20 protein-coding genes are annotated in these 26545 nt (G+C 65.8%); 8 read left to right on the top strand and 12 right to left on the bottom strand.

Translation table 11 applies throughout. From position 1 onward, the window contains the following. Nucleotides 1–2 precede the first annotated feature (2 nt). Genes RDU24_RS05500 through RDU24_RS05490 form a run of 3 tightly spaced genes read left to right on the top strand, consistent with a single transcriptional unit; the run spans nucleotide 3 to nucleotide 2464 of the window. On the top strand, nucleotides 3–539 hold the full coding sequence (locus RDU24_RS05500) for a WbuC family cupin fold metalloprotein (protein WP_308734738.1): 537 nt from the start codon (nucleotides 3–5) through the stop codon (nucleotides 537–539). Beyond that, complete coding sequence (locus tag RDU24_RS05495; protein ID WP_308734737.1) at nucleotides 540–1751, top strand: SAM-dependent methyltransferase; 1212 nt, start codon at nucleotides 540–542, stop codon at nucleotides 1749–1751. After that, nucleotides 1748–2464 carry a glycosyltransferase family 2 protein gene (locus RDU24_RS05490; protein ID WP_308734736.1) on the top strand — a complete coding sequence of 239 codons (717 nt, stop codon included), beginning with the start codon at nucleotides 1748–1750 and terminating at the stop codon, nucleotides 2462–2464. Before RDU24_RS05495 ends, RDU24_RS05490 begins: the two co-directional genes overlap by 4 nt. On the opposite strand, the gene RDU24_RS05485 is transcribed toward RDU24_RS05490, so the two are convergent. Next, nucleotides 2429–2935 (bottom strand): hypothetical protein, encoded by a 507-nt coding sequence (locus tag RDU24_RS05485; RefSeq protein ID WP_308734735.1) that lies wholly within the window; start codon nucleotides 2933–2935, stop codon nucleotides 2429–2431. The genes RDU24_RS05490 and RDU24_RS05485 overlap by 36 nt on opposite strands. Then, nucleotides 2932–3471 carry a hypothetical protein gene (locus tag RDU24_RS05480; protein ID WP_308734734.1) on the bottom strand — a complete coding sequence of 180 codons (540 nt, stop codon included), beginning with the start codon at nucleotides 3469–3471 and terminating at the stop codon, nucleotides 2932–2934. The genes RDU24_RS05485 and RDU24_RS05480 overlap by 4 nt, the downstream gene beginning before the upstream one ends. A gap of 228 nt (nucleotides 3472–3699) precedes the next feature. Here RDU24_RS05480 and RDU24_RS05475 point away from each other — a divergent pair, with 228 nt between their 5' ends. From RDU24_RS05475 to RDU24_RS05460, 4 genes are read left to right on the top strand one after another with little or no spacing between them, the layout of a single operon-like run. Then, nucleotides 3700–4677, top strand: a complete 978-nt coding sequence (locus RDU24_RS05475; protein ID WP_308734733.1) for a radical SAM/SPASM domain-containing protein — start codon at nucleotides 3700–3702, stop codon at nucleotides 4675–4677. Nucleotides 4678–4697: 20 nt separating this feature from the next. Next, a complete protein-coding gene (locus RDU24_RS05470; RefSeq protein WP_308734732.1) occupies nucleotides 4698–6551 on the top strand; it encodes a B12-binding domain-containing radical SAM protein in 1854 nt (617 codons plus the stop codon). A gap of 8 nt (nucleotides 6552–6559) precedes the next feature. After that, nucleotides 6560–7648, top strand: a complete 1089-nt coding sequence (locus RDU24_RS05465) for a DegT/DnrJ/EryC1/StrS family aminotransferase (protein ID WP_308734731.1) — start codon at nucleotides 6560–6562, stop codon at nucleotides 7646–7648. A 9-nt stretch (nucleotides 7649–7657) separates the two neighbouring features. Further along, on the top strand, nucleotides 7658–8821 hold the full coding sequence (locus RDU24_RS05460) for a lysylphosphatidylglycerol synthase domain-containing protein (RefSeq protein WP_308734730.1): 1164 nt from the start codon (nucleotides 7658–7660) through the stop codon (nucleotides 8819–8821). Between the two features lie 176 nt (nucleotides 8822–8997). On the opposite strand, the gene RDU24_RS05455 is transcribed toward RDU24_RS05460, so the two are convergent. Genes RDU24_RS05455 through rfbG form a run of 3 tightly spaced genes read right to left on the bottom strand, consistent with a single transcriptional unit; the run spans nucleotide 8998 to nucleotide 11911 of the window. Continuing rightward, nucleotides 8998–10224, bottom strand: coding sequence for a class I SAM-dependent methyltransferase (locus RDU24_RS05455; protein WP_308734729.1), 1227 nt, complete (start codon nucleotides 10222–10224; stop codon nucleotides 8998–9000). 10 nt (nucleotides 10225–10234) lie between these two features. Next, nucleotides 10235–10795: a dTDP-4-dehydrorhamnose 3,5-epimerase gene (gene rfbC / locus RDU24_RS05450; RefSeq protein WP_308734728.1), complete on the bottom strand. Its 561-nt coding sequence runs from the start codon at nucleotides 10793–10795 to the stop codon at nucleotides 10235–10237. Between the two features lie 9 nt (nucleotides 10796–10804). Further along, a complete protein-coding gene (gene rfbG, locus RDU24_RS05445) occupies nucleotides 10805–11911 on the bottom strand; it encodes a CDP-glucose 4,6-dehydratase (RefSeq protein WP_308734727.1) in 1107 nt (368 codons plus the stop codon). A 289-nt stretch (nucleotides 11912–12200) separates the two neighbouring features. Here rfbG and RDU24_RS05440 point away from each other — a divergent pair, with 289 nt between their 5' ends. After that, entirely contained in the window at nucleotides 12201–14756 is a 2556-nt protein-coding gene (locus tag RDU24_RS05440; RefSeq protein WP_308734726.1) for a hypothetical protein, read from the top strand. A gap of 184 nt (nucleotides 14757–14940) precedes the next feature. On the opposite strand, the gene RDU24_RS05435 is transcribed toward RDU24_RS05440, so the two are convergent. The 7 genes from RDU24_RS05435 to RDU24_RS05405 form a co-directional block, all read right to left on the bottom strand. Next, complete coding sequence (locus RDU24_RS05435) at nucleotides 14941–16614, bottom strand: caspase family protein (protein WP_308734725.1); 1674 nt, start codon at nucleotides 16612–16614, stop codon at nucleotides 14941–14943. A gap of 72 nt (nucleotides 16615–16686) precedes the next feature. Continuing rightward, a complete protein-coding gene (locus RDU24_RS05430) occupies nucleotides 16687–17151 on the bottom strand; it encodes a DUF3795 domain-containing protein (RefSeq protein WP_308734724.1) in 465 nt (154 codons plus the stop codon). 78 nt (nucleotides 17152–17229) lie between these two features. Continuing rightward, a complete protein-coding gene (locus RDU24_RS05425) occupies nucleotides 17230–18186 on the bottom strand; it encodes a DMT family transporter (protein ID WP_308734723.1) in 957 nt (318 codons plus the stop codon). Further along, entirely contained in the window at nucleotides 18183–18845 is a 663-nt protein-coding gene (locus tag RDU24_RS05420; RefSeq protein ID WP_308734722.1) for a cyclase family protein, read from the bottom strand. Before RDU24_RS05420 ends, RDU24_RS05425 begins: the two co-directional genes overlap by 4 nt. 71 nt (nucleotides 18846–18916) lie before the next feature. Beyond that, a complete protein-coding gene (locus tag RDU24_RS05415) occupies nucleotides 18917–21595 on the bottom strand; it encodes a hypothetical protein (RefSeq protein ID WP_308734721.1) in 2679 nt (892 codons plus the stop codon). Nucleotides 21596–21706: 111 nt separating this feature from the next. After that, nucleotides 21707–24052, bottom strand: a complete 2346-nt coding sequence (locus tag RDU24_RS05410) for an ATP-binding protein (RefSeq protein ID WP_308734720.1) — start codon at nucleotides 24050–24052, stop codon at nucleotides 21707–21709. Nucleotides 24053–24202: 150 nt separating this feature from the next. After that, a complete protein-coding gene (locus tag RDU24_RS05405; RefSeq protein ID WP_308734719.1) occupies nucleotides 24203–26368 on the bottom strand; it encodes a two-component system response regulator in 2166 nt (721 codons plus the stop codon). Between the last annotated feature and the right edge of the window lie 177 nt (nucleotides 26369–26545).

The raw sequence follows: 26545 nt of genomic DNA, 5'->3' as shown, positions 1-26545 counted from the left end.
CTATGCAGTTCAACAGGATCAACGACGAAGTGCTCTTCGCCACCGGGCCGCTCGTGGGCGTACGCGCGGCCGATTTTGACGCCGTGAAGGCCATGGCCGCAGCTTCACAGCGCCGTCGGGCACGCATCTGCGCCCACCCGGACCCCGAGGACCGAGTGCATGAGATGCTCATCTGCCACGCGCGCGGGGTGTATGTTCCCCCCCACCGCCACCACGGTAAGTCCGAGTCCCTGCACGTCATTGAGGGCGAATGCGATGTGGTTTTTTTTGACGAACAGGGTGTGCTGACCGACGTCATTCGCGTGGCCGCGCCTGGCGCAGACGGCTTATTCTACCTCCGCATAAACTCCTGTGCATACCACTGCATGGTGCCTCGCACAGATTTTTTCGTGTTCCACGAGACCACCTCCGGGCCATTCCGGCGAGAAGACAACGAACAGGCACCCTGGGCCCCAGCGGAGACTGACGCCGAAGCCGTTGCGGCGCATTTAAGCAGCCTTGCCATGGCATTGGCAGAGCACGGCAGGAAAAAGGACTGAATGATGGAGTACGAAGCTCTTTACGAATACTATGAGGGCGCGGAGATATTACCCACTCACGGAAACTTTACCTCACGCCAAGACCTGTTGGACTATGAAAGACACCGCAAGGACCTTTTTTTAAACAAACTGTCCTTGCATCCTCGCTTTTTCGCCGGGGCGGATGTGTTGGAGATTGGACCGGACACGGGAGAGAAAACCCTGGTCTATGCCCAGTGGGGGGCAAACTGCCATGTGGTGGAACCCAACCGCAAGGCACATCCGGTGCTGAACAACTATTTCAAGCAGTTCGGTCTTGGGGAACGCTTGAAAAGTCTCAACGCCCTGGACTTAAAGCAGTACGCGGAGAGCGGCCTGGATACCGATCGGTTTGACGCCGTGGTGGCCGAAGGCTTCATCTACACCGTACGCCCCGGGCGAATGTGGATGGATCTGTTTGCGCGAATACTCAAGAAAGACGGTCTGCTGATCCTGTTCTACTGCGAGAAGTTCGGCGGCTTTATCGAGTTGTTCTACAAGGTCATTCACCAACGCATCATGGCACTCACTGGCATGACTTCTTTCGAGGCGGCCCGAGCCATCTTTCAAAACAAATGGGACTCCATCCCACACACCCGAGCCCTTGAGGCCTGGGTCTTTGACGTGCTTGAAAATCCCTTTGTACGCAATGGATTCTTTTACGATCCCGTATGGCTGTGTCGGGCCATGCAGAAGCACGGTTTTCGTCTCTACTCCGCCTGGCCAAACTACGACGACAAGTCCCATGTCTGCTGGTTCAAGCAACCCATGAGCATGCAGGAGGAGTTGGAACACCAGGTGGACACCATCCGCCGTAATCGGCTGACGCATCTCTTCGGCCGCACCCACGCCCTAGTAGCCCAAGACCCAGAGGTGGAGCGCAAGCTCACAAGGCTTTTGCGCGTTTCAGATGGCCTCATCTCGACCTTTGACATGGCGCTCGCGCAGGAATGCCAGGATCTACTCCAGTGGCTCAAGGGCTTCATGCCTGAGCGCACCATGCTTGCCAGTGCGGCGGACACTCGGCGCGCAGTCAAGGCCGTTGCCAGCCTGATCAAGATCATGGAGCTTCTGATGGCGAGCAAGGCCACAGAGGCTATCTCCTTCTGCGCTTCGGACAACGCTTTTATAGAGACCTGGGGCATGCCTTCGCATTTCTCCATTTTCCACAAGCTGGGCGATAGCACATCATGAGCGAACGGGCCCCGGGCCTCACGGTTTTTGTGCCGGCCTTAAACGAAGAAAAATGCATCGGCCCCATGATTGAGGCCCTGGTGGAAGGTCTTCGGGCCAACGTGGAACACTTCGAGGTCATCATGATCAACGACGGCAGCACTGACGGCACCGGGCGGATCATGAACGAACTGGCTTCACGACATCCAGAGTTAGTGGTTATCCACAACGAACGCAACCTTGGTCTAGGTGAGGGCTACCGCAAGGCACTCGCAAGCGCACGCTTTGACACCATCACCGACCTCCCGGGAGACGACTCCTTCGACATCGGCAGCATGGCCGCCTTTTGGGGAGCGACCAAAGAGAGCGCCATAGTTATCGGTTTTCGCCAAAATCAAGCTGCGATGCGTACACCGTTGCGTGCCGTTCTTTCCTGGTTGTTTACAGCCTGCCTGAACATGCTCTTGGGCCTGCAGGTCAAGGATGTACACGGGCCAATAGCTGTGCCCGTGTCCGAGGTCCGGCGCCTGCCCCTCAATTATGCCGGGTATTCTTACCAGATGGAAATTCTAGCGCATTTACTCATGCGCCGTCGAGACAAAGTACAGGTGCCGGTTAGCCTGCGCCCCGATGATGCGGCCAAGAGCAAAGCCCTACGACTACGAACGCTGTGGGATGTTTCCCGCACCTTGGCGCGGTTATTCTGGACCCTTCGTCTCTTCCCATCCGTATAGGGAACTGCCGCAAACGCCAAGCGCACGCTGCACAACCTTGAGACGCTGGGCCGAGGCTGCACCGGCCTCAGTGAGGCGCCACCTGCTTCCCGACTCCTCCGCAAGTCCCATTTCACGCAGGGTGTTCATGCGCTCGGCGAAGTCGCCTTCGGCCGTGTCCGCCACCAGGGTCTGGGCCGCCACGGGCTGCTCCTGCGACACGCGCACCAGCATGCGCACTGACAAGGACTTGTAGGCCGTGCCGTAGCAATAAACCCAGAACATGAGCAGAAACCAATACACCCCGGCAGAGGACCAGTAGTTGGGACGAACGGCCAGGAGCGCTTCTGCAGCGACAGCCAGCACATGCACGCACATACTTAAGGCGAAAATGGCCGAGACGCTGCGCAAGGCGTCGCCACGGCGCAACAGTGCCATATGCAGTAGCGCAAACACGGCAAAGGCCCCCAGGCCGGTCAAAATCGCGTTCATGACTTGACCCCGGCCTGGATATTGAACACCGCGTACATGAGTCGCCCCACCAAAGCCATGAGGCGGCCCTGAGCACCGAAAAGCACGAGCCCGGCCGGGGTTTCGCGCACCAAGGCGGCTTTTTTGAGCATGAGGAGGCGGTTGGCCATGACGGCGTCCACACCCTGCCCGGCTCCCAACAGGGCCTTCAGTTCGCCCAGGACCAGACCTTCAGGCCTGCCATGCAGGCAAAGCAGGATGTTCATGGTGAACCCGAAGGCCAGAAGCGACCAGAAGGTCTCGAAGAGCATTATCGCTGTGGCCAGGATGCACAAGGCTGGGACGAGGTCGAGGAAATAGGTTTCCGGAAAAGGGGAAATTTGCCAGGACCAGCCCGCGCCGATGGCGAACAGCGTGCAGGCCACGGCCACAGCGACCAGATAGCGTGTGCCGCAATTGGCGATGCGCCCGGCCAACGAGAGCAGTAGCAGTCCAAGCGGGATGGCCAGGGCCGAGACCAGGGCTGACCATATGAGTGGCGAAGGCCAATAATCCATGTGCAGCAATCCTCTCAGCGCGTCCGGCAGAGGATCCTGCCCAGACTCAAGCGGGCTCAACATAAGCCGACTTTCCCCCAGAGGCAACCGCTTAGAGTTGGTTCGCGCCTGGCCTGGGTATTATGGATTGCTGGCCCCAGGCGTTTCTGATAGGATCAAACTCGAACCGACGCAGACGGCCAGCCCGCTTGTGCCGGGGCAACCGCAACACAGGCAGGGCCATTACAGATGATTCAAACCGCACCCCTGGTCGGGGAACAGGCCGCCTCATACCTGGAAGGCCGCCTCAACTTTGACTTACAGACCTTGCTCACCTTTCCCAAGTATTTCCTGCTGGAAACCTTCTGCGGTTGCAACGCCAACTGCATCATGTGCGGCATCGACTTCTCCAAGAAGAAGCGCCGCCCCATGGACGATGCTCTCTTTGAGAGAATCATCACCGAGATCGGGCTGTACCGCGATCACGTGGAGAAGGTCATGCTCTATCTTGATGGGGAGCCCTTGCTGGACGCCAAGCTGGCCGAGCGTATCCGCTTGACCAAGGCCCAAGGTATCAAGATCGCCAACATCGCCACCAACGCCAGCCTGCTCGACGCCGACCGCGCCGAGGAACTCATCAAAGCTGGCCTGGACGAAGTTTACATCACCGTTGAATCATTGAATAAAGACATTTATGAGTCCATCCGCCGGGGGCTCAAGTTCGAGACCGTCATGAAGAACGTGCTCGGGTTCATCACCCTGCGCGACAGGCTGAATCCAGCCTTGCGCGTCCGCGTGCAGATGATTCAGCAGGCAGCCAATCAAGACGAACCCGAGGCTTTCACAGCGTTCTGGAAAAGCAAGCTCTCGGACATCGACCAGATCGCCATCCAGAAGGCCCACAACTGGGCTTCCAAGGTCAAGGGCCGCAACGAAGCGGAAGACCCGTTCATCAACAACGTGCCGTGCATCGCCCTCTGGGGCACCTTTGTGGTTCATGTGGACGGAACCGCGCCTTTGTGCTGCATGGACACGGACACCCGCGTACCCTTGGGCAACGTTGCCGAGGAAAGCATCCGCGACATCTGGACCGGGCAAAGGCTTGAGGCCATCCGCCAAAAACACACAAGCGGGACCCGCGCTGACATCCCTTTGTGCGATGGCTGCACTCTATGGCGTGAGGTGAAGCGCGACCTGCCCCAGACCCCGTCGCCAGCCAAAGGCTGAGAACCATGAGAAGCGTTCCCATGACAGCTTTTGCCGCCCGTTGCGCGGAGCTTGCGATCTCGCAAGCCCGTCCCCGCCTGTTGCTGGTGCAGCCCCCCCTGGTTTTGCTCAAGCACTTCTCGCGCGACATCGCCGTCAAGCGCGGTTACTATATCTTCCCACCCACCGGACTGCAGTTTCTTTTCGAGGCGGTAAAGCACCGCGATGTCGAGACACGCATCCTGGACATGAATTATGAACTCCTGAAACGCACGGCCGAGGATTCGGAGTTTGAGCACACGCGCTGGCTGGAGAGCCTGCAAGAGAGCCTTGAATCCTGGCGGCCGCAGTTCGTGGGCGTGACCTGCAACTTCGACGCGAGCCTTGCGCCGTTTCTTGAAGTGTTGCGCTTCGTTCGAAAGTTTGCTCCCGGCGCCGTGCTGCTCACGGGAGGCATCATTCCCTCATTCGCTTGGAAAGATCTGCTGGAGCAGAATCTCTCGGACTTCGTCACGGCCAAGGAGGGGGAGCAGAAACTCAATTTCCTGCTTGATCACCTTACCGGAGAGGACACGGGTACAGCGCCTGCGCCTGGGGTGTACTTCTCGTTCCAGGGCGATTTTTTTCAAACCGAGGGAGACGGGACCCTGCCGGAACTGAACGGCGACCTCATCGACAGCTACCGGGCCGTGCCCATCGAGGACTATTGGCGCTACGGCTCGCTCAACCCCTATTCGCGTATGTCTGCCCACAGCCACACTGGCTTTGCTCCGGTTCAGTTGAGCCGGGGCTGCCGGGGCAACTGCACCTTCTGCTCCGTGCGCGAGATCATGGGCCGGGGCGTACGCCACCGGCCGATGGAAGATGTTCTGCGCGAAATGGAATATCTGGCTCGTGAAAAAGACATTTACCATTTTGAATGGCTAGACGATGATTTGCTCTTCCACAAAGATGTTTTCAAGGATCTATTGCGCGGTATCATTGAGCGCGGGCTCAAAATTCACTGGTCGGCCAACAACGGCATGGTGGCAGCGTCTATCGACGACGAGTTGCTGGAGCTAATGCGCGACTCCGGCTGTATCGGTTTCAAAATCGGCATTGAGACCGGCAACGCGGCCATGCTCAAACGCATCCGCAAGCCCGGCACCTTGGCCACCTTCCGCAACCTGGCCCGCCGCCTAGAAAATTTCCCAGAAATATTTGTGGGCGGTAACTTCATCGTCGGCTTCCCACAGGAAAACTTTGCCGAGATGCTCGACACCTTGTCCTTCGCCATGGACATCCGTCTGGACTGGAACGCCTTCACTATCTGCCAAGTCATACGCGGAGCCTCGGCCTTTGCGGACTTCGAGGACTATTTCAAGACCCAGATACAGACCGGCGGGGAAAACGTGAAGAACTTTATCCCTACCCGTGAGTCCAAGGATGGGACTCTCACTGAAGACACTACACATAGGCACGGCTTGGACATTTTCGACCTTGACCCCGCGAGCGTACCCGACGAGCGTCAAATCAAAGAGATCTGGTTCACCTACAACATGGTGGGCAACTATATCTTCAACAAAAATCTGGCCCCCGGCGGGCGGCCGGAAAAATTCGTCTCCTGGGTGGAAATGGCTCAGATGGCCTATCCCAAGAACCCCTACATGAGTCTTTTCGCCGCGCTGGGACATGTGCTTCTCGGCAACACCACCCGCGTCACTGAACAGCTGCAGAACACTAAGCTTAACGTATGTTCCGACTACTGGAAAGAGCGTTTCGAGGCCTTCGGCCTAGACTTCCTTCTGCGTGATTTCCCTTCCAGCCCAGAGGCCGTGCACGATGCACTGGCAAAGCTGTGCGCCCATGTGGCCAAGCGACTGCCCTTCTCCCTCAACCCCACCCAACCGGAGTGAGTTCACCCATGCATGTCCCCTTTCTTGACCTTCGAGTCACCGACCCGGCCGAAAAGGCCGCTCTTCTTTCTGCTGTTGAGCGCGTGCTCGACCATGGTCGACTCATCAACGGCCCGGAGATGGAGACCCTGGAAACCAAGGTCGCCGAGTCTTGCGGGCGCCGCTTCGCTGTGGGGGTGGGCTCCGGCACCGTGGCCCTGTATCTGGCTCTGAAGGGCCTGGGAATCGGCCCCGGCGACGAAGTCATCACCACCTCGCTGTCCTGGATCGCCACGGCCAACGCCATCGGCCTCCTGGGCGCCACTCCAGTCTTCGCGGACATCGGCGATGATCTGAACATCGACCCCGACAGTGCCACCCGGCTTGTCACCAGCCGCACCAAAGCCATCGTGCCAGTGCATTACACCGGCCGCATCTGCCGCATGGAGGCCTTCGAGGCGCTGTGCAGTGAACACAAGCTGCTGCTCGTGGAAGACGCCGCGCAATCCTTTGGCAGCCGCCTGAATGACCGTCCGGCAGGAAATTTCGGCACCGTCGCCTGTTTCAGCATGAACTCAATGAAGGTCTTCGCCTCTTGCGGCGAAGCCGGAATGATCCTGACCGACGACGCAGCCATGCGCGAACGCTTGGTGTCCTTGCGCTACAACGGCACAGTCAACCGCGAAACCTGTATCGAGCCGAGCCTCAACGGCCGCATGGAGACCATGCAGGCGGCCATACTGCTGGAGCGCCTGCCTCTGGTGCCAGCCATCATCCAGGCACGCCAGGAGCGCGCGGCCTGGTACGACGCCCTCCTTGCCGACGTAGTCGACACGCCACCCGCCACGCCAGGGCTCTTCCACTCCTACTACACGTATACCATCCAGGCCGATCGCCGCGACGAACTCAAGGCATACCTTGAAGAACGCGGCGTGGAGTGCAAGATCCAGCACCCCATCCTCATGCCCGACCAGCCGCCTTACAAAAGCTGCCGCGCAGAGACGGACAACGCGCGTCGCGTGCAGGCACGCATCCTTTGCATTCCGGCCAATGAGAAGGTCCGTCGTGAGCAGGTAGAGTACGTGGCCCAATCCATCCGTTCATTCTACGGGAGCTAAGCCGCGCGCATGACCGACCGAGCCCGCAGCACGTTGATCAACCTCGCCAAATATGGGGTTGTTACGGCGGCCCTGGGCTATTTGTTCTGGTCCGGGCGGCTTGACCTCGCGCACTTCCGCCTACGCGAGGGCGGACTCGTCCCTCTCATGTGGGCCTGCCTGGCTCTTGTGATGCAGTATTTGCTTTCCATCTTCCGCTACGGCGTACTTCTGCGCGCGGCGGTGATCCGCATGCCCTTTGCCGAAGTCTTCCGGATCGGCATGATCGCTGACTTTTTCAATTCCGTATTCTTTGGCGGGCTGGGCGGCGATCTGGTGAAGGTCATCTACGTGGTACGCGCTGGGGGCGGAAAAGCAGACTCCCTTGCCTGCGTGCTAGTGGACCGGCTGGTGGGTCTTGTGGCTCTCTTGGCCCTCAGCTGTGCGGCGCTGCTGATCAACGCGGAACAGGTGCTGGCCGCGCCTGGGCTAAGAAACATGTCCCTGCTGGTTCTGGGCATTTTTGGCGGCTTTGTGCTGTGCTGCATAGTGGGGCTGGTGGCCCTTACGCGAACCCGGAAACACGGCTTGGTCGCCTGGGTGGCGCTTTCCGCCGCAGCCCTAGGCGTTGTGTGGCAGGCGCCAGGAGCAGACTCAGAGCTCCTGCTGGACTTGGTCGTCGGGGCCCTCAGTCTAGCCCTGTGCGCAGCCTTGGCAGCCCCCAGCCTGTTGCCCGGACGCACGCTGCACCGCCTGGCTTCCCGGCTGCCCCAGGGCGACAAGCTCATGGCCCTGGTCGACAGCGTCCTGCTTTACCGTGACCACCTCATGGCCGTCGGAGCCATGTTCGTCTTTTCGCTTTTCCTGCAGCTACTCATTCTGCTTTCGCTCTACTGGTTGGCCCAAGCCATACCCTTGGTCAACCCGCCGGAGTTCGTGCACATATTTTTTGCCGCGCCTCTGGCCTTTTTGACGTCCAGCCTCCCCCTGCCGGGCGGCGGACTGGGTGTCGGAGAGTTCGCCTTTGACCAGGCGCTGCGGAGTTGCACCGCCAACTCCATGCCGGTGCTTGGCGGAGCCGAGATCTTCTTGTCCTGGCGCGTCCTGGGAGTCATCCTGGGTCTCGTTGGCCTGCCCTGGTATTTGCGCGACACGCCCAAGTCATCAGAGCTTCGCGAGATGGCTACGGATTGAGCCCCACATAAAGCATATGACCACAAGCCTTCTGGCCGTTAGGACGCTCACCAGCACTCGTACCCGCCAAAGCACTCGCCCCGACCATCCCACTGTTCCGCCCCTTTGAGGGGCCTGGCGTCACTCGCAACGATGCATGGTCGCCGTGCATCTTGCGGCTGCCGACAGCTTCGACGCTACACGACTTCTGGCGTGGGGATGGGGATGACGAAGCGCCCGCCCCAGGTTCGGATGACGTCGAGCTGGGTGATGATTTCGTCCTTGATGTTCCAGGGCAGGACGAGGACGAAGTCGGGCTTTCGTTCAGCGATGGCCGTGGGCGGCAGCACGGGGATGCGGCTGCCAGGCAGGAACAGGCCTTGCTTGTGTGGGCTTAAGTCGCAGACAAAGCTGACGAGGTCTGGCTTGACGCCGCAGAAGTTGAGCAGGGTATTGCCCTTTGCGGCTGCGCCGTAGGCGGCCACGGTGCGTCCGGCGAGCTTTTGTTCGGCCAGGAAGCCGAGCAGTTCGGCCTTGATGCGTTCGGCGCGCGGCTGGAAGCCCTGGTAGTAGGCGTCGGTGAGGAGGCCAGCGCCGGTTTCCAGGGCCAGCAGGTCCTGCAGGCGCTGTGTCTCGGCGGCCAGGGGGTCTGCCGCGTGCCTGGCGTGGATGCGCAGGGAGCCTCCGTGGGTGGGCAGTTTCTCGACGTCGAACACGACGAGGCCGTGTGTGGCGAAGAGGCGGCGCACGGTAAGCAGGGACAGGTAGGAGAAATGCTCGTGGTAGACGGTGTCGAACTGGGCGGACTCCACGAGGCGGTACAGGTGCGGGAACTCCATGTTGACGAGCCCGCCCGGCTTGAGCGCCAGGGCCAGGCCGCCCACGAAGTCGTTCAGGTCGGGCACATGGGCCAGCACGTTGTTGCCGATGATGAGGTCGGCCTGGCGCTTCTGGGCGGCCAGGGCGGTGGCCAGGCGCACGCCGAAGAAGTCCTCGACGGTCTCGATGCCTTTGGCGCGCGCGACCTTGGCCGTGGAGCCGGAGGGCTCGACGCCCAGGGCGGGCACGCCGCGTTCCTTGACGTACTGGAGCAGGTAGCCGTCGTTTGAGGCGATTTCCATGACCAGGGACCGCGGGCCGAGGCCCAGGCGCGGGAGGGTGGCCTCCACATAGGCCTTGGCGTGGGCCAGCCAGGTCCTGGAGTAGGACGAAAAGTACACGTAGCCGGAGCTGAAGATCTCGGTGGAGCGCTTGTACTCGTCCACCTGCACGAGGCGGCAGTCGGGGCAGACGAAGAGCTTCAGCGGGTAGTAGACCTCGGGGCCGTTCAGCTCCTCCGGCGCGAGGAACGAGTTGGAGGGCGGTGCTGCGCCCAGGTCGAGGAAGACCTGGGAGAGCGGGGTGGCGCAAAAACGGCAGTTCATGGGATTTCCTTCAGTCTGTCGCCAAGGGGGCGAAGTCGGATGTCAGCAGCGGGTGCGCGGCGTCGCGGGCCGAGAGGTCGGCGGCGGGCAGGGGCCAGGCGATGCCGAGCGCCGGGTCGTCGTGGCGCAGGCCGCCCTCGTGTTCGGGGCAGTAGAATTCGTCGTGCAGGTACAGAAGCTCGCAGTCGGCCTCCAGGGTCTGGAAGCCGTGGGCGAAGCCGCGCGGCAGGAACAGGGCCCGGCGGTTTGCGGCGGAGAGCTCCACCGCGTGCCACTTGAGGTACGTGGGCGAGCCCGCGCGCAGGTCCACAGCCACATCGAGCACGCGGCCCCGGAGGCAGCGCACCAGCTTGGCCTCGGCCTTGGGCGGACGCTGGAAATGCAGCCCGCGCAGCGCACCGGGAGAACGGGTGAGGGAGTGGTTGACCTGGACGATGGCGCCCATGCCCAGGGGGGTCAGCTCGGCGGCGCAGAACAGCCGGGCGAAGGCGCCCCGGTGGTCCTCAAAGGCCGCCGTGTCGATAAGCTTCAGCCCCGGCAACGGCAGGGGGGTCAGGGTCAGCTTGCCCACGCCCGCCGCCTACAGTCCCCTGGGCTTGGCCAGGAACTCGCGCACCCGGGCGCGCACCAGCTCTCGCAGGTCGTGGTCGCCGCTGGCCCAGGCGTGGTACCAGCCGCAGGTCCAGAGCAGGGCTTCGTCCAGCCCCAGGCGCGGCTGCCAGCCGAGCAGGGTGCGGGCCTTGGCGCAGTCGAGCACCAGCAGCCCGGCCTCGTGAGGGTGTTCGCCCTTATCCAGGTCCAGGCGGGCGTCGTCGCCCCAGAGCCTGGCGAAGCGCTCGGCCACCTGGCCCACGCTGCGGATGTCGTCCGGGCTTGGCCCGAAGTTCCAGCCCCCGGCAAAGGCCGGGCCGGATTCGATGAGCCTGCGCGCCAGGAGCAGGTAGCCGGAGAGCGGCTCCAACACGTGCTGCCAGGGGCGCACGGCTTCGGGCCGGCGGATGCGCACTGGCTCGGCCTTGGCGAAGGCGCGGACCATGTCCGGCACCAGGCGGTCGGTGGCGAAGTCGCCTCCGCCGATGACGTTGCCCGCGCGGGCGGTGGCCAGCGCTGTGCGGTGCGCGGAATGCGCTTGCGCCGGAAAAAAGGACCGGGCGAAGGCCGTGCTGGCGAGCTCGGCGCAGCCCTTGCTGGCGGAATACGGGTCGTGCCCGCCCATGGGGTCGGTCTCGCGGTAGCCGTGCACCCACTCGCGGTTCTCGTAGCATTTGTCGCTGGTGACAACCACGATGGCGCGATTCTTTCCCTCTGGCGCGGGGGCTAGGCGGCAGGCCTCCAGCACGTTCACAGTGCCCTGCACGTTGACGGCGAAGGTGCCTGCGGGGTCGGCGTAGGAGGGCCGCACCAGGGACTGCGCGGCCATGTGGATGACTATCTCGGGCGAGAACTCGGCCACGGCCTTGGCCAGCCGGGGCAGGTCGAGGACGTCGGCGTGCAGGTTTGCCTGGGTCTTGGGCGGGTCGGCGTCGAGCCCGGAGAGCCCGAACAGGCTGGGATGGCTCGGCGGGTCCAGGGAATAGCCCAGAACATGCGCGCCAAGCTGCCCCAGCAGGTGGCAAAGCCACGCGCCCTTGAACCCGGTATGGCCGGTGATCAGGACCTTGCGGCCCTGAAAGAATTCGTCCTGCATGCGCCCTCCGGGCAATGCTTTCGTCATGCCTCGCCAAGCGGACAGAGCCCCTGCGGCAGCTTCCTCGGCGATGGATGAGGCACTGCGAGATTGCGCCTCTCGTCACGGCCACCCCGACAATGTACCGCATTTTCTTACCGAACGCCATGTGGGACTGTCAATCGCACATTCCCAAGCGTTGGCATTCTAGCGTATTGCTGCCCTTGCCGTCTGCCGGAATGCAGACTATCCTATCTGCTCTTGAACGCCTTGCGCATTACCAAAAACACTTTCCCCATAAGGACCATCCATGAGCCACGGCCATGAGCCTTCACTCCACGACACTCGCGCCGACGCCCGCGAGGTGTGGTTGCTGCTGGCCCTGGTGGCGCTCTGCTACCTCGACAAGATCCTGCTCGGCCCCTACGCCTTCGTGGACTTCTACGACACCATGGAGGTCCACTTCGCGCATTTCCAGAACATGTTCCGGCTCTGGCGCGAGTTCGGGCTCTTCAGCTGGTACCCCTTCCACGCCGCTGGCGCGCCTGCCTTTGTGGGACAGCACCCGCCCTACAACCCCGCCGTGTTCCTGTCCGGGCTCATGCCCATCTGGCTCTTGTCGCTCGCGTGGAACATGGGGCAAATGATCCTGGCCGGGTACGGCATGCTGCGCCTGCTGCGCCTGCTGATCAATCCCTCCCGGCCGGTGCGCCTGTTCTGCGCCGTGGTCTTCTCCCTTGCCTGGGTCAGCGGCAACGTGCACTTCGTGTTCAGTTACGCCTTTCCGGCCGTCTTCGCCTGGACCTCGGACCTGGCCCGGCCCGACCTGCCGCGCAGAAAACGGATCGTCGCCGCCCTGGGCATTTTACTCGTTTCGCTGTTCTCCTACCCGGTGCTGACGCTGCCCCATTTCCCCGTGCTCCACCTGGCCTTTGTGCTCTTCCTGGGGCAGAACCTGCCCCACTTCCGGCGGCAGGTGGCCATGGTCTTCGCGGTCTGGACCGGCTACGTGCTGCTTTTCGCGCCGTCCATCGTCAGCCTGTTTCTGTACATACCCTTCGCCCAGCGCGACTGGGCCTTCCACTACCCTGGCCTGGCCGCCGCCCTGAAGGACCTGGCCCGGTTCCTTCACGGACGGCTCACAGACCAGACCATGCTGCCGCTGCTCCTGCTGAGCCTGGGGCTTCTGCGACAGCGCAAGGTCAAGGCCATGCTGGCCATGTTCGCGGCCACGTTGCTCATCTCCGGGCTTTTCTCCAGCGACATGAAGGGGCTGTTCGCCAACACCCTCCTGGCAAAAATGGACCTCTTCCTCTTCGTTTCGGCCTCGGGCGCGCTGTCCTGCGCCCTTGCCGCCGTGGTGCTGGAGCACCACCGTCAGTCCGAGCACCCTTTGCCCTGGAAGTTTTTCGGGGCCTGCGCCGTGGCCCTGACGCTGTTCGGCTCCTCGAACGTTGTGCTGCGCAACCAGTTCCTGCTGGCGGCCTGCCTGGGCCTGCTGCTACTGCTGCGCCGTCGCCCCGGGGACTCTGGGCGGCTGTTGCGCCTGGCTCCGCTGCTCCTGGCCGCGGGCCTGGCGAGCCTCGGCATGTTCACACGCCAGCAGAGCATGGCAGCCGGAGTCTTCGTGCCCTATGCGCGGGGCTATGAGGCCCATCCCAGCCTGGCCCGCCTGGGGCTCGAGTCGACGCGCCAGCCCTTCCGCGTGGCCGCCGTGGACGTGCACCCGGCCCTGTTGCAGGCCTACGGCCTCGACACACTCGGCGGCAAGAACGCGCTCTTCGACAAGCACTACAAACGGGTCGTCACAGAGGCCATCCGGCCGCAATTCAAGAACCCGGCCCTCGCGGCCAACTTTGCCCGCGAGTGGCGGCAGAACTACCTGTCCCGCAACCAGGGGGACCACGACGAACGGCCCCTGGCCCTGAAGCCGGACCGGCCCCGCAGCGCGGCAGACTACAACTTCGGCCTCTTGCGCCTCATGGGCGTCACGCACCTGATCTCGACGACGCCCTTGGCGGGCATGGAAGCCTTCGCCGCGGCCCCGGCCATCGACCCGGGCCGCACCGGCGGGCTCCTCGGCCTGGGAGTGCTGCGCGGGCTCTACAGCATGCCGCTTTACGACTACGCCCTGAGCGACGCGCCCGGCCTGGGGCTGCTCGCCGGGAGCGCCGTGCTTGCGGACAGTGCCGAGGACGTGCTGCGCCTGCTCAGCCAGGAACCCGCCGAGGGCGTGCTGCAGAAGGTCTTCCTGCAACGCTCCGACGTTCCCGCCGAACTCCTCCCCCTGCTGGAGCACATGCCCGCAGCCGCTGCCGCGAGCCCGCCGCGCCTGGAATACTGGTCGCCGGACAGGCTGGTGTTCTCCGGCCAGGCGAACGGCCCCGCGCTGCTCCTGGTGGCCAACAACTTCGACCCGCGCTGGACCGCCACCGTCAACGGCGCCAAGGCCCCGCTGCTGCGCGCGGACCACGCCTTCCAGGCCGTGCTGGTCGACAAGCCCGGACCCTTCCGCGCGGAGCTGACCTTCAGCTCCGCCCTCATCTGGCAACTGCACATCCTCTCCGGCCTTGGCGTGGCGCTCATGTTCAGCGGAGTGCTGGCAAACAGGCGCCAGGACCTGCTGCCCCTGCCCGAGGCCCCGGAGCTGCCCCGCAACGCCGCCGTCCTCTGCCCTGACTGGCGTCTGGCCCTCACCGGGCTGGCCACCGCGGGCATCTGGGCGCTGGGCTTCGCCCTGTTCATCCTGCGCCGCTACCAGCCCGCCAACCCCCAGTACGAGTCCCTGCACTACGCCCTCTACACCATCCCGCTCATCGGCGTAGCCGTCGCCCTGTGGACGCGCGCCCTGCTGCGGCGACTGTAGCCGAAGGCCCCGACCAGGGGCGGCCCACAGCCGCCATACCGTTTGTCGATACTTCCGGTCGGCAGCGGCTGAAGCGCAAATAGGCTGGACATTGTTGCCCAGCCTTTTGCTTGTGCTTCACCGAGGAAGAGAGTCGTGTGGCTGCGGTCGCCTCAGAGCCTCAAGAGTCCCTGGGCAATGTGCGTCAGCGGGCGATCCAGAGGTTGAACTGCTGCCCGTTGGTGGATTTGACGGGGTTGGGGAAGATGCTGAGGTTCTCCACGGGCTGGAGGAGCTCTGCGATGCGCGGGGCCAGCTGGGCGTATCCTTCGACGGCGTAGAGCTTGCCGATGTGTCCGCGGTAGGAATCGTTCTTGGTGAAGTGGAACATCTCGACGGTCATGCCTTGGCCCTGGAGGGTGCGCTGGACGTTTTGGGCATCGGCCAGGCGGTCATCGGTGTAGATGAGGCGCACCTTGAGCCCGGCCAGGGGGCTGGCCTGCGGCGGCGGCGCGGTGAGCTCGGCCACGGCGCGCATTTTCTGGTTGTCCCGCCAGATGTCGATCTGGGCGGTTTCCCCAGGCTTGAGGTTGCCGATGAAGCCGACCATAGTGGCGGGCTTGTCGATGCCTTGTCCGTTGACGGCGAGGATGACGTCGCCGGGCTTGAGTCCGGCGGCCTCGGCGGGCGAGCCGGGCAGGGTGCCGCGCACCAGCGCGCCGGTGGTCTGGCTCAGCCCCTTGCTCTTGGCCGTGTCGTCGGTGACGTCCGCGAGTTCGACGCCCAGCCAGGCGCGCGCCTTGTTGTTGCGCGCGTCCGCGATGGCCTGGGCCTGGGCCAGGTTGTTTCTGCGGGCGTCGAACCGGTTGGAGGCGCTGGTGGCGGGCAGGGAGGCCAGGGCTATGGCCTCGGCCGCCTGCGCCGGGTTCGGGCGGATGCGTCCGGAGGCCACGGCGGCGGCGGGCGCGGGGCTCGCGGCGGGGGGCTCGAAAAACTTCTGCACCTGTTGCGCAGCGGGCGGCACGGGAACCGGGACAGGGGCCGAGACCGGGGCTGGCGACGGGACAGGAGCAGTGGCCACAGCCTGGGCCGCGGGCGGGCTGGCCGCCTGACCTGCCTGGGGGTTGAAGTAGAAGTCGCCCATGAGGCTGGAGGATTCCCACGGGGTCTGGCGCTTGCCCATCTTGGCGGACTCCTCGGCCACGCCGATGCGGGTCTGCTTGAGCACGCGCTCGATGGTCAGGCCCGGGGTGCGCAGGTGCCGGAGCAGGTGGCTGGTGTACAGGCCGTTCTTCCCGGAGCCGTCGGCGGCGATGTCGCCCGGCGCGGTGGCGAAGGCCACCAGGGAGCCGGTGGGCGCGTCCATCTTGGCCAACCCGCGCGACTCGCTGCGGAAGCTGCGCGCGAAGGGGTTGTTGCGGCAGGCGTCGAGGATGACGATGTTCAGGCCGTTGCCCGCGTCCTCCATGCGGCCGAGCACTTTCCCGGCGTTGACGCACTCGTACTGCACGTCCTTTTCCAGGGCTATCCGCGCGTCCACGGGCACGAGATAGTTCTCCCCGGACACCTGCACGCCATGCCCGGCGAAGAAGAACAGGCCCACGCCGCCCTTTTTCAGGTTGTTCCAGAACAGGTCGATGGCCTCGTTCATCTGCCGCAGGCTGGCGTTCTCGCGCAGGATGACCTCGAACCCGACGCTCTTGAGCGCGGAGGCCATGTCGCGGGCGTCGTTGGGGGGATTCTTGAGCGGCCCGGCCTTGTAGGCCCCGTTGCCGATGATCAGCGCCACCCGGCGCTCCTGGGAGGGAGAGGCGAAAGCGGGCGCGGCGAGCAGAAGCGCACAGGCCAGCAAGGCAAGCATATATGCGGTGCGGCGCATGACTGAACTCCTTCCATCATCCCGGGCGCTTTCAGCCGCGTCCGGGCGGGGCCGTCTGGTTTGGCCCCTTCGTTACGGATAGCGCGGCTTGATGCGCACCATCTCCAGAAAAGCCGCCGGGCCATCGCGGCGGATGCGCTCCCCGTTCTTGCGCCAGCGCTCCAGCAGCCCTTCGGGCAGGCCGGGACTCTCGCAGGGGAAATCCGGGCACAGCCCGCAGAAGCTCACCTCTCGCTCAATGGCGCAGGCGCGCACGCCGCAATTGCCCAGCAGGCAGCCGCCCTCGCGACAGCCCTGGCACGAGCCCTGGGCCAGAAACTCCAGCAGCGAGGCGGCCTGCGGGTAGCTGGCCAGGGCCGGATTCATGGCCGAAAGGCGCTCCGCGTAGGCGCCGAAGTTCGGGCCGAGGAGATCGCACAGGGCTCGGGCGTGGCTGCGGATGGCGCCCCCGACAAAGGCCAGGCAGCCGCCGCAATAGAGCCCGCAGGGCGCTACAAGCCGCATCGTCTCACGCTCGGAAGGGGAGCAGCTGGGCATCTGGGCCTCCTGGGGGTGGAGCTTTTGCGTCTGCTTTAACGCTTTTCCTGGCGTGCGCCAAGGGGGGGGGGCAGGCCTTCAGGTGCGGGAAGCGTTCGCGTCCACCGCCGGGCCGCCCTGCCTTTGGACGGGCCGGTTGGCCAGCACCACGCCCGCCAGGACCATCGCCCCGCCCGCCACCAGCGGCAGCCCCACGCTCTCGCCCAGGAGCGCCGTGGACAGCAGCGTGGCGAACACCGGCACCAGGTTGATGAAGATGCTGGCCCGCGGGGCGCCCAGGGCGCGGATGCCGTCGTGGTACCAGAGGAAGGCCAGGCCCGTGGCGCCCACGCCCAGGAACAGCAGGTTGGCCCAGACCGTGGCGCTGGCGGCCAGCGCCTGCGGCACCAGCCCGGTCAGGAGGGCGGGCGGCAGCAGCATGGCGTTGCCCACCACGCACGACCACATGACCGCTGACAGCGGCGGCATCTTCTGCACCACGCGCCCGCCGCCGATGGAATAGGCAGCCCAGGCCACCACGCAGCCCAGGATGTACAGATCGCCCGTGGACGGGCCGTGGGTGAACAGGGTGCGCGGATCACCGCCGGAGAGGATCACCGCGACGCCGAACAGCGACAGCGCGATGCCCAGCGCCTTCAGCGCCGTGGTGGGCGCGCGCAGCACCAGCGCCGAATACAGCGCCACGGCAGAGGGCACGCAGGCCACGATCATGGCCGCCCGCGCCGCGGGGATCAGCGCCAGCCCGGAGAAGAACATGGCGTTGTACAAGAACACGCCCGTGAGCCCCAGGAACACCACCCCGCCCCAGGCTCCGTGCGGCGGCTTGGGCCAGCCGTGTCCGGCCCGGCAGGAGAGCAGGTACAGGAAGATCGAGGCCGAAAAAAAACGCAGGAACGCGGCCGGAAACGGCCCCATGCCCTGCGCCACATAGCGCCCGCTGACCCAGGTCGCGCCCCAGAGGGCCATGCAGGCCGTCAGCTTGACGTAGACCACCAGCGCCGCGCGACCCTTCACGCCCGCCTCGGCCGAGCTCACGGCGCGCCCACCGGCAGCGCCGCCGCCGCACGCACGGGCGAGCCGTCCAGCCCCAGCACCGGCAGGCACAGGAACTCGAAGCCCGAAGCGGGCAGCCGCTCCAGGTCGCGCAGGTTCTCCACGATGATGAGCCCGGCGCCCAGCAGCGCCCGGTGCGCGGGCAGCCATCGCAAACCGAACGCATCCGCGCTGGCCGCATCAAGCCCCACGCCGGACAAGCCAAGCCCCGCCAGCAGCAGCGCGGCCTCCGGCGTCAGGTGCGCCCCCCGCGTGTAATACTCCGCCTCGCCCCAGCGCGACGCGTCGCCCGTCAGCAGCAGCACGAAGGCTGGCTCCTGGGCGCGCAGCCAGACCAGATGCGGCTCGATGTCCGCCGCCGTCACCGCCAGGGCTGTGCGCACGCGCACGTCGAGCACCACGCCGGGACCGGCGAAACGCCACAACGGCAGGTCCGCCAAGGCCTCGCCATCCTCCAACACGTGGGCCGGGGCGTCGACGTGCGTGCCACTGTGCACAGGCAGGCTCGCCAAGTGCGACACGTACCCTTCCGTCGCCAGCTCGCCCATGGGCGACAACGACATCGGGGGATCGCCCGGAAAGACCGGCATGCCCGGCTCAAGCGGCCACGAAAGATCAAGCATTTGTCTGCGTTCGCTCATGCGCCACGAAATACCCGCCTTCATCCGCACTGGCAAGACCGGGGCAACCGCCCGCGCCAGGAGGCCAGGGGCTATGGCGCCGGTGGCGTGCCCGGCCGCGTGGGCGCCAGCAGCCCGGCCAGGGCGTACAGGCCGAGCGAGGCGAAGAACACCAGCGAGTAGCCGTAGCTCACGGCCAGGATGTTGGCCAGCGGCGTGGCCACCACCGAGAGCGCGCCGTTGACGCTCCAGGCCCAGGGGATGAACGGGCTCCTGGCCCCGCGGTAGGTGGACAGGGCCAGCGGGAAGGGCATGCCCATGAAGAACCCCAGCGGCGCGGCCACCGCCACGGCCAGCGCCACCTTGGCCGGGTCGGGCCAGGCCAGCGCCAGGTCCAGCAGGCGCGGCAGCAGCAGGCCGGAGAACGCGGCCAGGGTCGCCGCCACCCCGCAGGCCAGGCGAATGCCCGCGCGCGGCCGGGGCACGAAGCGCCCGGAAAAGGCGCTGCCCGCGCCCGAGGCGATGAGCATGGCCGAAAGCACCAGCGCGAACGCCAGGGACGGGTCGTTGAGGAAGAAGGTGAAGCGCTCGATGAGCACGATCTCCACGAACAGAAAGCCCAGGCCCAGGCAGAGGAAATAGCCGAACCCGGCCAGCAGCTCGCCGTGCCCCAGGTCGCCCATGCCGCGCCGGCGCGACAGCGGCAGCAGGAACACGACCAGCGCGAACACCGCCGCCTGGGCCAGCACGGCCACGTTCACCAGGTAGCCGATCTCCTGGCGCGGCAGCAGCTCCAGCCGGGAGAGCGCCTGCGGAATGCGCGAGAGGGGGATGATCTCGTGGAAGAAGGGCCGGTCCTGGGTGCTGGGCGCGAGGTTGAAGAAGCGGAAGCTGGAGGAGTCGGTCTGGCCGCGTTGCAGAGAGGCCGAGAGGTCGTCCATGAGGGCGTCGCGCGCGGCGGGCGGGCCGTCCCCGTTCGCCGGGGTGCGGGCGGGCGCGTCCGCGCTGCCGGACTCGAAGGACACCGGCGGCAGGTCGTTGTAGATCTCCACCCCGGCCGGGTCCATGCCGGGGAAATAGGGCGTGTCGAAGCTGCGCTCCGCGGCGAAGGCGCGGGCCTTGGCTATGTCGGCCGCGTCAAAGGCCCGGCGCGAGGCCAGGATGCGCGCCGTGAAGGAGCTGCGCACCACCAGCAGATGCGCCGAGGGATCGGCCACGCCCGCGAGCCTCAAGCCCTCGCGCACGGTGGCCGCGGCCTTGAGCGCGTAGACCGGCAGCTCGCTGATGCCCATGGGCAGCGAGAGGAGGCCGTCTTCCGAGAGCGCGGCGAAGAGCCTGGCTATGCCCTCGCTGGTGAGCAGGTATTTGTTGGCCTGGCCCTGGTCCAGAAACTCCGGCGACACGTCCACCAGGCTGTACGGGGCCTCCGCCCCGGCTGCCAGCACCAGCGGCGAGCCCAGGCGCGGCGGCGTGGCCGTGCCTGTCGGGGCATCGCGCCCGGGCGCAAAGGCCGCGGCCGGGGCCAGCAGCCTGCGCGGCGGCGGCGGGTATTTCAGCGCGCTGGCGGCCACGCCTGAGGCCGGGTCGGCGGCCGGGTTGGCGGTTGGGTCGAGGGCCGGGTCGAGGGCTGCGGCCCCTGCGTCAGCCCCCTCGTCGCCCACCGCGTCGGCCAGGGGCAGGCGCAGAGCGTAGCTGGTGGGCGGCTTGGCGGGGCCGTGGGCCAGCACGATCGACAGCAGCACCGGGTCGCTCTCCACCGTGTCCACGTGCTGCGCGCCCAGCTCCAGCGCCTCGCGCGGGCGGAATCCGCCGCGTCCACCGGCCAGCAGCACGCGGGCCTGGGGCCGCAGCACGTAGGGCAGGGAGTCCAGGGCGGCGTTCAGGTAGCCGGTGTCGTACGCGCCCTGGCGCGGCAGCGACACCAGCCGCTCGCCGTCGCGGTACAGGCCCAGCGCCGGGGGCGGGCCGCCCGCGCCGAGCAGCTCGTAGTTGTTGGACAGATCCGGGTCGTGGCGCTCCAGGTAGCTCGACAACAGCTGGTAATAGCCGCGCGCGGAGCGCACCTCCTTGAGGACGCGGTTGTCCTCCACGTTCATGGCCACGGACACCGGCTTGTACTGGCTGAAGGCGGCGTTGTTGCGCTCAAGCACCACGAGGCCCGCCCCGGCCGCGACCAGCAGGGCCAGCCCGGCCAGCCCGGCGCGGGCGGCGAGCCGTGCAGGGGGCAGGCTCGTCAGCGCGGCCAGCACCAGCGGCGGCAACAGGAACAGCGGCACATGGAAGGGATGCGCCAGGGACATGCAGAACAGAAGCGCCGCGGCGCCCAGGCCCGCGCCCACCAGGTCGGCCATGTAGACCTTGGGGATGTTCTCCTGCCCCGCCAGAAACGACAGGCCCACATAGAGCCCGGAGGCGAAGAAGAAGGGGAACAGGGCCAGGTAGTACTTGCCGATGTTCACCAGCTGCCCGGCCCAGAGCACCTCGTTCTGGAGCTCCAGCGGATTGAAGGGAATGAGGCCCAGGGCGGCGTACCCGCCGGAAAGAAGCAGCAGCATGGCCACCGGGAGGGCGAAGAACAGCGCCTCGGCCCGGCGCAGAAAGGCCGACCCGAAGAGGCACAGCACCACGCCGCTGACGGAGTACCCGGCCATGGCCATGGAGATGACCCAGTAGCCGTACTCCGACCAGTTGGTGATGGCGAAGTGGCGCACGAGGAAGATCTCAAACGCGATGGAGGAGAGGCAGACCAGGAAGATGCCGACGTAGCGCATGGACCCCCAGGCCGCGATTCCGCTTTCCGGTCTTGTCGCGGCGGCGCAGAGACTTTGGCTCGTCCTACCCCATCCGGTCCGCGCTCACAAGGGCGGGTTGCGTCGCGGGGGCTAGACCGTTTCGCCTGGCCCGCTCTTGGGATCTTCGTTGCGCGCCGGGGTATGGAAGCTCAGGCTCAGGCTGAAGACGCTGCCGACGCCGAGAGTGCTCCGGGCCTCCACATGGCCTCCCATCTTGGCCACCAGCTCGTGCACGATGGCCAGCCCCAGGCCGGTGCCGGGGTACTGCTTGGTCAGAGGGTCCTCGGCCTGCACGAAGGGCTCGTACAGCTTCTGCATGTGCTCCGGGGAGATGCCGATGCCGGTGTCGGCCACCTGGAGGCGCAGGGTGCAGTCGCCCTCGGCCCGGCAGGAGAGCACCGCGTCGAGCGTCACGCCGCCTTCGTGGGTGAACTTCAGCGCGTTTTCCAACAGATGGCGCAGGGCCTGGCCCAGGCGCAGAGGGTCGCCCAGCAGCTCCTGCTCCAGCGCGCCTGGATGCCCGTTGACGGTGAAGGCAAGCCCCTTGCCCGCGGCCACGGGCCTGAGCTCCTGCTCCAGCGGGTCGAGCACCTTGGCCAGGGTGAACGGCTTGTGCTCCAGGATCATCTGCCCCGAGCCCAGGGCGGCGTAGTCCAGAATGTCGCCGATGAGCTCCGTGAGGTGCCTTGAGGTCTGCAGCGCGTAGTCCAGATACTCGCGGTGCTCCGGCGGCAGGTCAGCGCCCTCCAGCAGCTTGAGCATGCCCGCCAGCCCGTTGAGGGGCGTGCGCAATTCATGGCTCATGTTGGTCATGAAGGCGTCCTTGGCCCGGTTGGCGGCCTCGGAGGCGCTCTTGGCGTCCACCAGCGCGCGCTCGGAGAGCCTGCGCTCGGTGATGTCGCGGGAGAAGCTGGCGATCTGGCGCACCTCGCCGTCCTCGGCAAAGATGGGGTACAGGCGGATGGCGTAGGTGCGGCCCTCGCGCTCCTCCTCGAAGCGCAGCGGGGCGCGGGTGCGGACCACCTCCTCGAAGCGCTCGCGACGGCCGTTGCGCACGTAGTCGGGGATGATGTCCAGGATGTTCCTGCCCACCAGCTCTTGCGCGGTGGCGTTGCGCCGCCTGGCGGCGCTTTCGTTCATGGACAGCACGCGGCCGTCGGGCACGAGCAGCAGCAGGCCATCGGACGAGGCGTTGAACACGGCCCGCAAGCGCTCCTCGCTCTCGTGCAGGGCCTTGCGGACGGCCTCCTGCGCGGCCTGGGCCTGCTCCAGGTCCTCGGCCATGTGGTCGAAGGTGCTGGCCAGCTCGCCCAGCTCGCCGGAGGCGCCGGGAGTGCCCGGCCCCATGCCCGTGCGCGCAGAGAAATCGCCCGCGCCAAGGGCGCGCACCGCCCCCATGAGCCGCCGGACCGGATCGAGCAGGAAGCGCCCGGCCCAGAGCCGCGTCAGCAACAGCGCCAGCAGGGTGATGAACACCAGCACCACGGTCTGCCGCGTGAGCTTGGCGGTGCTCTCGGCGTAGACGGCGCTCTTGGGGATGCCTACGCGCACGTAGCAGACCGCCTCGCCTCCGATGTCGAGCCGCCGCAGGACGTAATAGCGTTCAAGCCCATCCAGGCCGATGGACCAGCCCGAGACGCCGGAGGCCCGCTCGCGGATGTGCTCGGCGTGGTCACTGGGCAGGCTGGCCCCGAGGACGCTCGGGCGGTCCGGCACGCGGTACAGGACGCGGCCGTCCAGATCCGCCAGGATGATGCTGGTTCCGGGCGGCAACCCGGCGGTGCTTGCGTTCTGCGAGGCCTGGGTCAAGGCCACCTGCGCGGCCAGCACGAGTGGCGCGCCGTCCTTGGCCTCGCGCACGGGCGCAGCGTAGGTCACCACCACGGCGTCGGCCTGGGCGCCCCCGGCCACCTTTTGCCTGTTCACGCTGACCGCGAAAGGCCGCCCGTGCAAGGCGTCCACGATGGCTTGCGTGTTCCTGGCTATGGCCTTGTCCGACACCGGGCGCGCGGAGGCGAGAACAACCCCGCCCTGGCGCACCAGGAGCAGGTTCAGATACTCCGGGGCCAGGCTCGCGAAGTGCTCCAGCTCCTTGGCGCAGACGCCGTTTTGCTGCCCGCCGGGACAGCTCCAGAGCCGGGAGTTGGCGGCCATGAGCTCCAGGGACAGACGGGTGTTGCGCGTCTGCTGTTCCAGGTCGTCGGCGATCATGCTCGCGGTGTGGGCCGCGCGCTCCACCGCCATGCCCTGTTCGTGGTCGCGCTCGGCCATGTGGCTCCAGAGCGACAGCCCGAGCACGGGCACCAGGGCCACGGCCACCAGGGCCATGAGCATGGTGTGGAGGCTGTACGGCAGGCTGCGGGGGGGCTTGGCCATCTCGTTTGGCTGGACGGACCTGCCCCCGGAAGGAGTCGGTTTCGCGGCGTCGGGACTCACGAGGACACCCCTTTCCGTCTGTGGGCGTTTCCCGGGCAGGAACGTGACGCCAGGCGCGGCATGTGAGCGCTCACGACACCCTCCGCGCAGCCTCTTCCCGTGTGGCAGGAACGATCGGCATGGGGTGTCGGCCTCACTAGCCCCTCCTCCTTAACCGCCCTGCCTGGGGCAGCAGGCGCTGAGCATTTCCAGCGCGCGGTCCTGGGGCAGAGGCTTTGAGAACAAATACCCCTGCCCGAACTCGCACGAGAGGTCCGCCAGGAAATCGCGCTGGCGCTGGGTCTCGATGCCCTCCGCCACCACGTCCAGGCCCAGGTTGTGGGCCAGGCTGACGATGGTGCGCACGATGACGAGGTTCTCGAAGGCGTCCATGTCCGAAACGAAGCTGCGGTCGATCTTGAGCGTGTTGATGGGGAAACGTTGCAGGTAGGCCAGGGACGAGTAGCCGGTGCCGAAGTCGTCGATGCTGACCTTGGTGCCCATCTCGCGCAGGCCGCGCAGCTTGTGCACCATGCTCTCGGGGTTCTGCATCACCAGGGTCTCGGTAATCTCGACTTTGAGTCGGCCTGGATCGAGGCCCGTCTCGTCCAGCGCGCGCGCAAGGTAGCGCAGGAGGTCCGGCTGGGCGAACTGCCGGGCCGAGAGGTTCACGGCGATGCTGAAATTCTTGGGCAGGCTGTAGTTCTGCTCCCACCGGGCGGCCTCGCGGCAGGCCTCGACGAGAGCCCAGGCGCCGATGGGCACGATGAGCCCGGTCTGCTCGGCGTGGGGGATGAAGTCATTGGGCGGCACCAGGCGGTCTCCCACCTGCCAGCGGATGAGCGCCTCGAACCCGGCCAGGGTGTTGCTGGCGAGGTTGAAGATGGGCTGGTAGTGCAGGCGGAATTCCTCGCGCTCCAAGGCGTTGTGCAGGCTCTGGTGCACGGTGAGGGTATACTGGGCGCGCTTGCGCATGGCCCACTTGAAGACCTTGATCTTGCCGCCGCCCAGCGCCCGGGCGTGCTCCATGGCCAGGGCGGCGTCCTGCAACAGTTCTTCGGGCTGGGCGTACTCCGAAGGGCCGAGCACCACGCCCATGCTGGCCGTGAAGTGCAGCTGGTGCCCGTCCATCTCCAGGGTCCTGCTCAGCTCCTGGCCGATGCGCCGGGCCACGCGCAGGGCCTCGCCCGAAGTCTTCAACTCCTCCAGGATCACGCCGAACTCGTCCGGGCCGCAGCGCGCCACCGTGTCCAGCCCCCGCGCGATGGACTGGATGCGCTCGGCCACGGTGCGCAGCACCTGGTCGCCCGCGGCGTAGCCCAGGCTGCTGTTGATGGGCTTGAAGCTGTCCAGGTCGAGGAAAAGCACGGCGTACTGGTAGTTGAGCCTGCGCCGCGAACGCTCCATGGCCTGGTCCAGGCGGTTCAGGAACAGGGCGCGGTTGGCCAGCCCCGTGAGCGGGTCCTGGAACGTGCGCTCGTGGAGGGTCTCCTCGGCCTGGCGCCGGGCGGTGATGTCCTCAGCCACCAGAGCCAGCAGGTCCGGCCCGGGCACATAGGCCGAGACGCGCAGCCAGCTCTTGAGCTGGCCCATATAGCCTTCGAACTGGGCGGGCTGCCCGGAGCGCGCCACCTGCAGCAGAAAATCGTTCCAGTAGCCTTCCAGGTTGGGCAGCGCCTCGCCCAGTGTCTTGTCCAGCAGGGTCTCGCGCGGGAGCTCGAAAATCTGCTCCATGGCCGCGTTGAGCTCCGACAGGCGCCAGGTCGCCAGGCGCTGGGGCTCGCAGCCCTCGCAGGCAAGCAGCATGAAGCCGTTGAACATGGAGGTGAACAGGCTCTGAAACCGGGCGCGGCTGTCGCCCAGCGCGATGGCCGAGGCCCGCAGCTCGGCCACGGTGCGCTCCAGCGCCGCCCCGGCCTGCTTCAGCGCCATGCGCTGGCGGTGCATCTCCACGAAGACCTGGACCTTGCTTTTCAGGATGTCGTGCTCGAAAGGCTTGATGAGGTAGTCGACGGCGCCGGTTTCGTACCCTTTGAAGACGTGGCGCTGCTCTTTGCTGATGGCGGTGACGAAGATGATGGGGATGTGGCGCGTGGTTTCGTCCGCGCGAATGCGCTCGGCGGTGGTGAAGCCGTCCATGCCGGGCATCATCACGTCCATGAGGATGAGCGCGAAGTCGTGCTTCTGCGTGAGCTTCAGGGCGTCGAAGCCGCTGCGGGCGGTGACCACGTTGACGCCCTGGCGCCGCAGCAGTCCCGACAGGAGCAGGAGGTTCACCTGCTCGTCGTCCACGGCCAGAACGTCGACCGTCTCCACTACACTCTCAGCCTTGCTCACTACCGCGCTCCTGGAATGCCAGCATATTCGTCTCAGGGAGAACGCTCACTTCATCCTGCTATATCATGATTAACGCATTGTACAGCACCTTTCGCTCCATTGGCACCCACGCATCCAGTTTCCCGTTGTCGGGCGCGAGGTCTTTCGATATACGTATTTCCGCGGGGATTCACTCAC

It is taken from the genome of Humidesulfovibrio sp., assembly GCF_031082295.1.
Classification (GTDB): domain Bacteria; phylum Desulfobacterota; class Desulfovibrionia; order Desulfovibrionales; family Desulfovibrionaceae; genus Humidesulfovibrio.
This window is presented reverse-complemented; position numbering and strand designations above follow the sequence as displayed.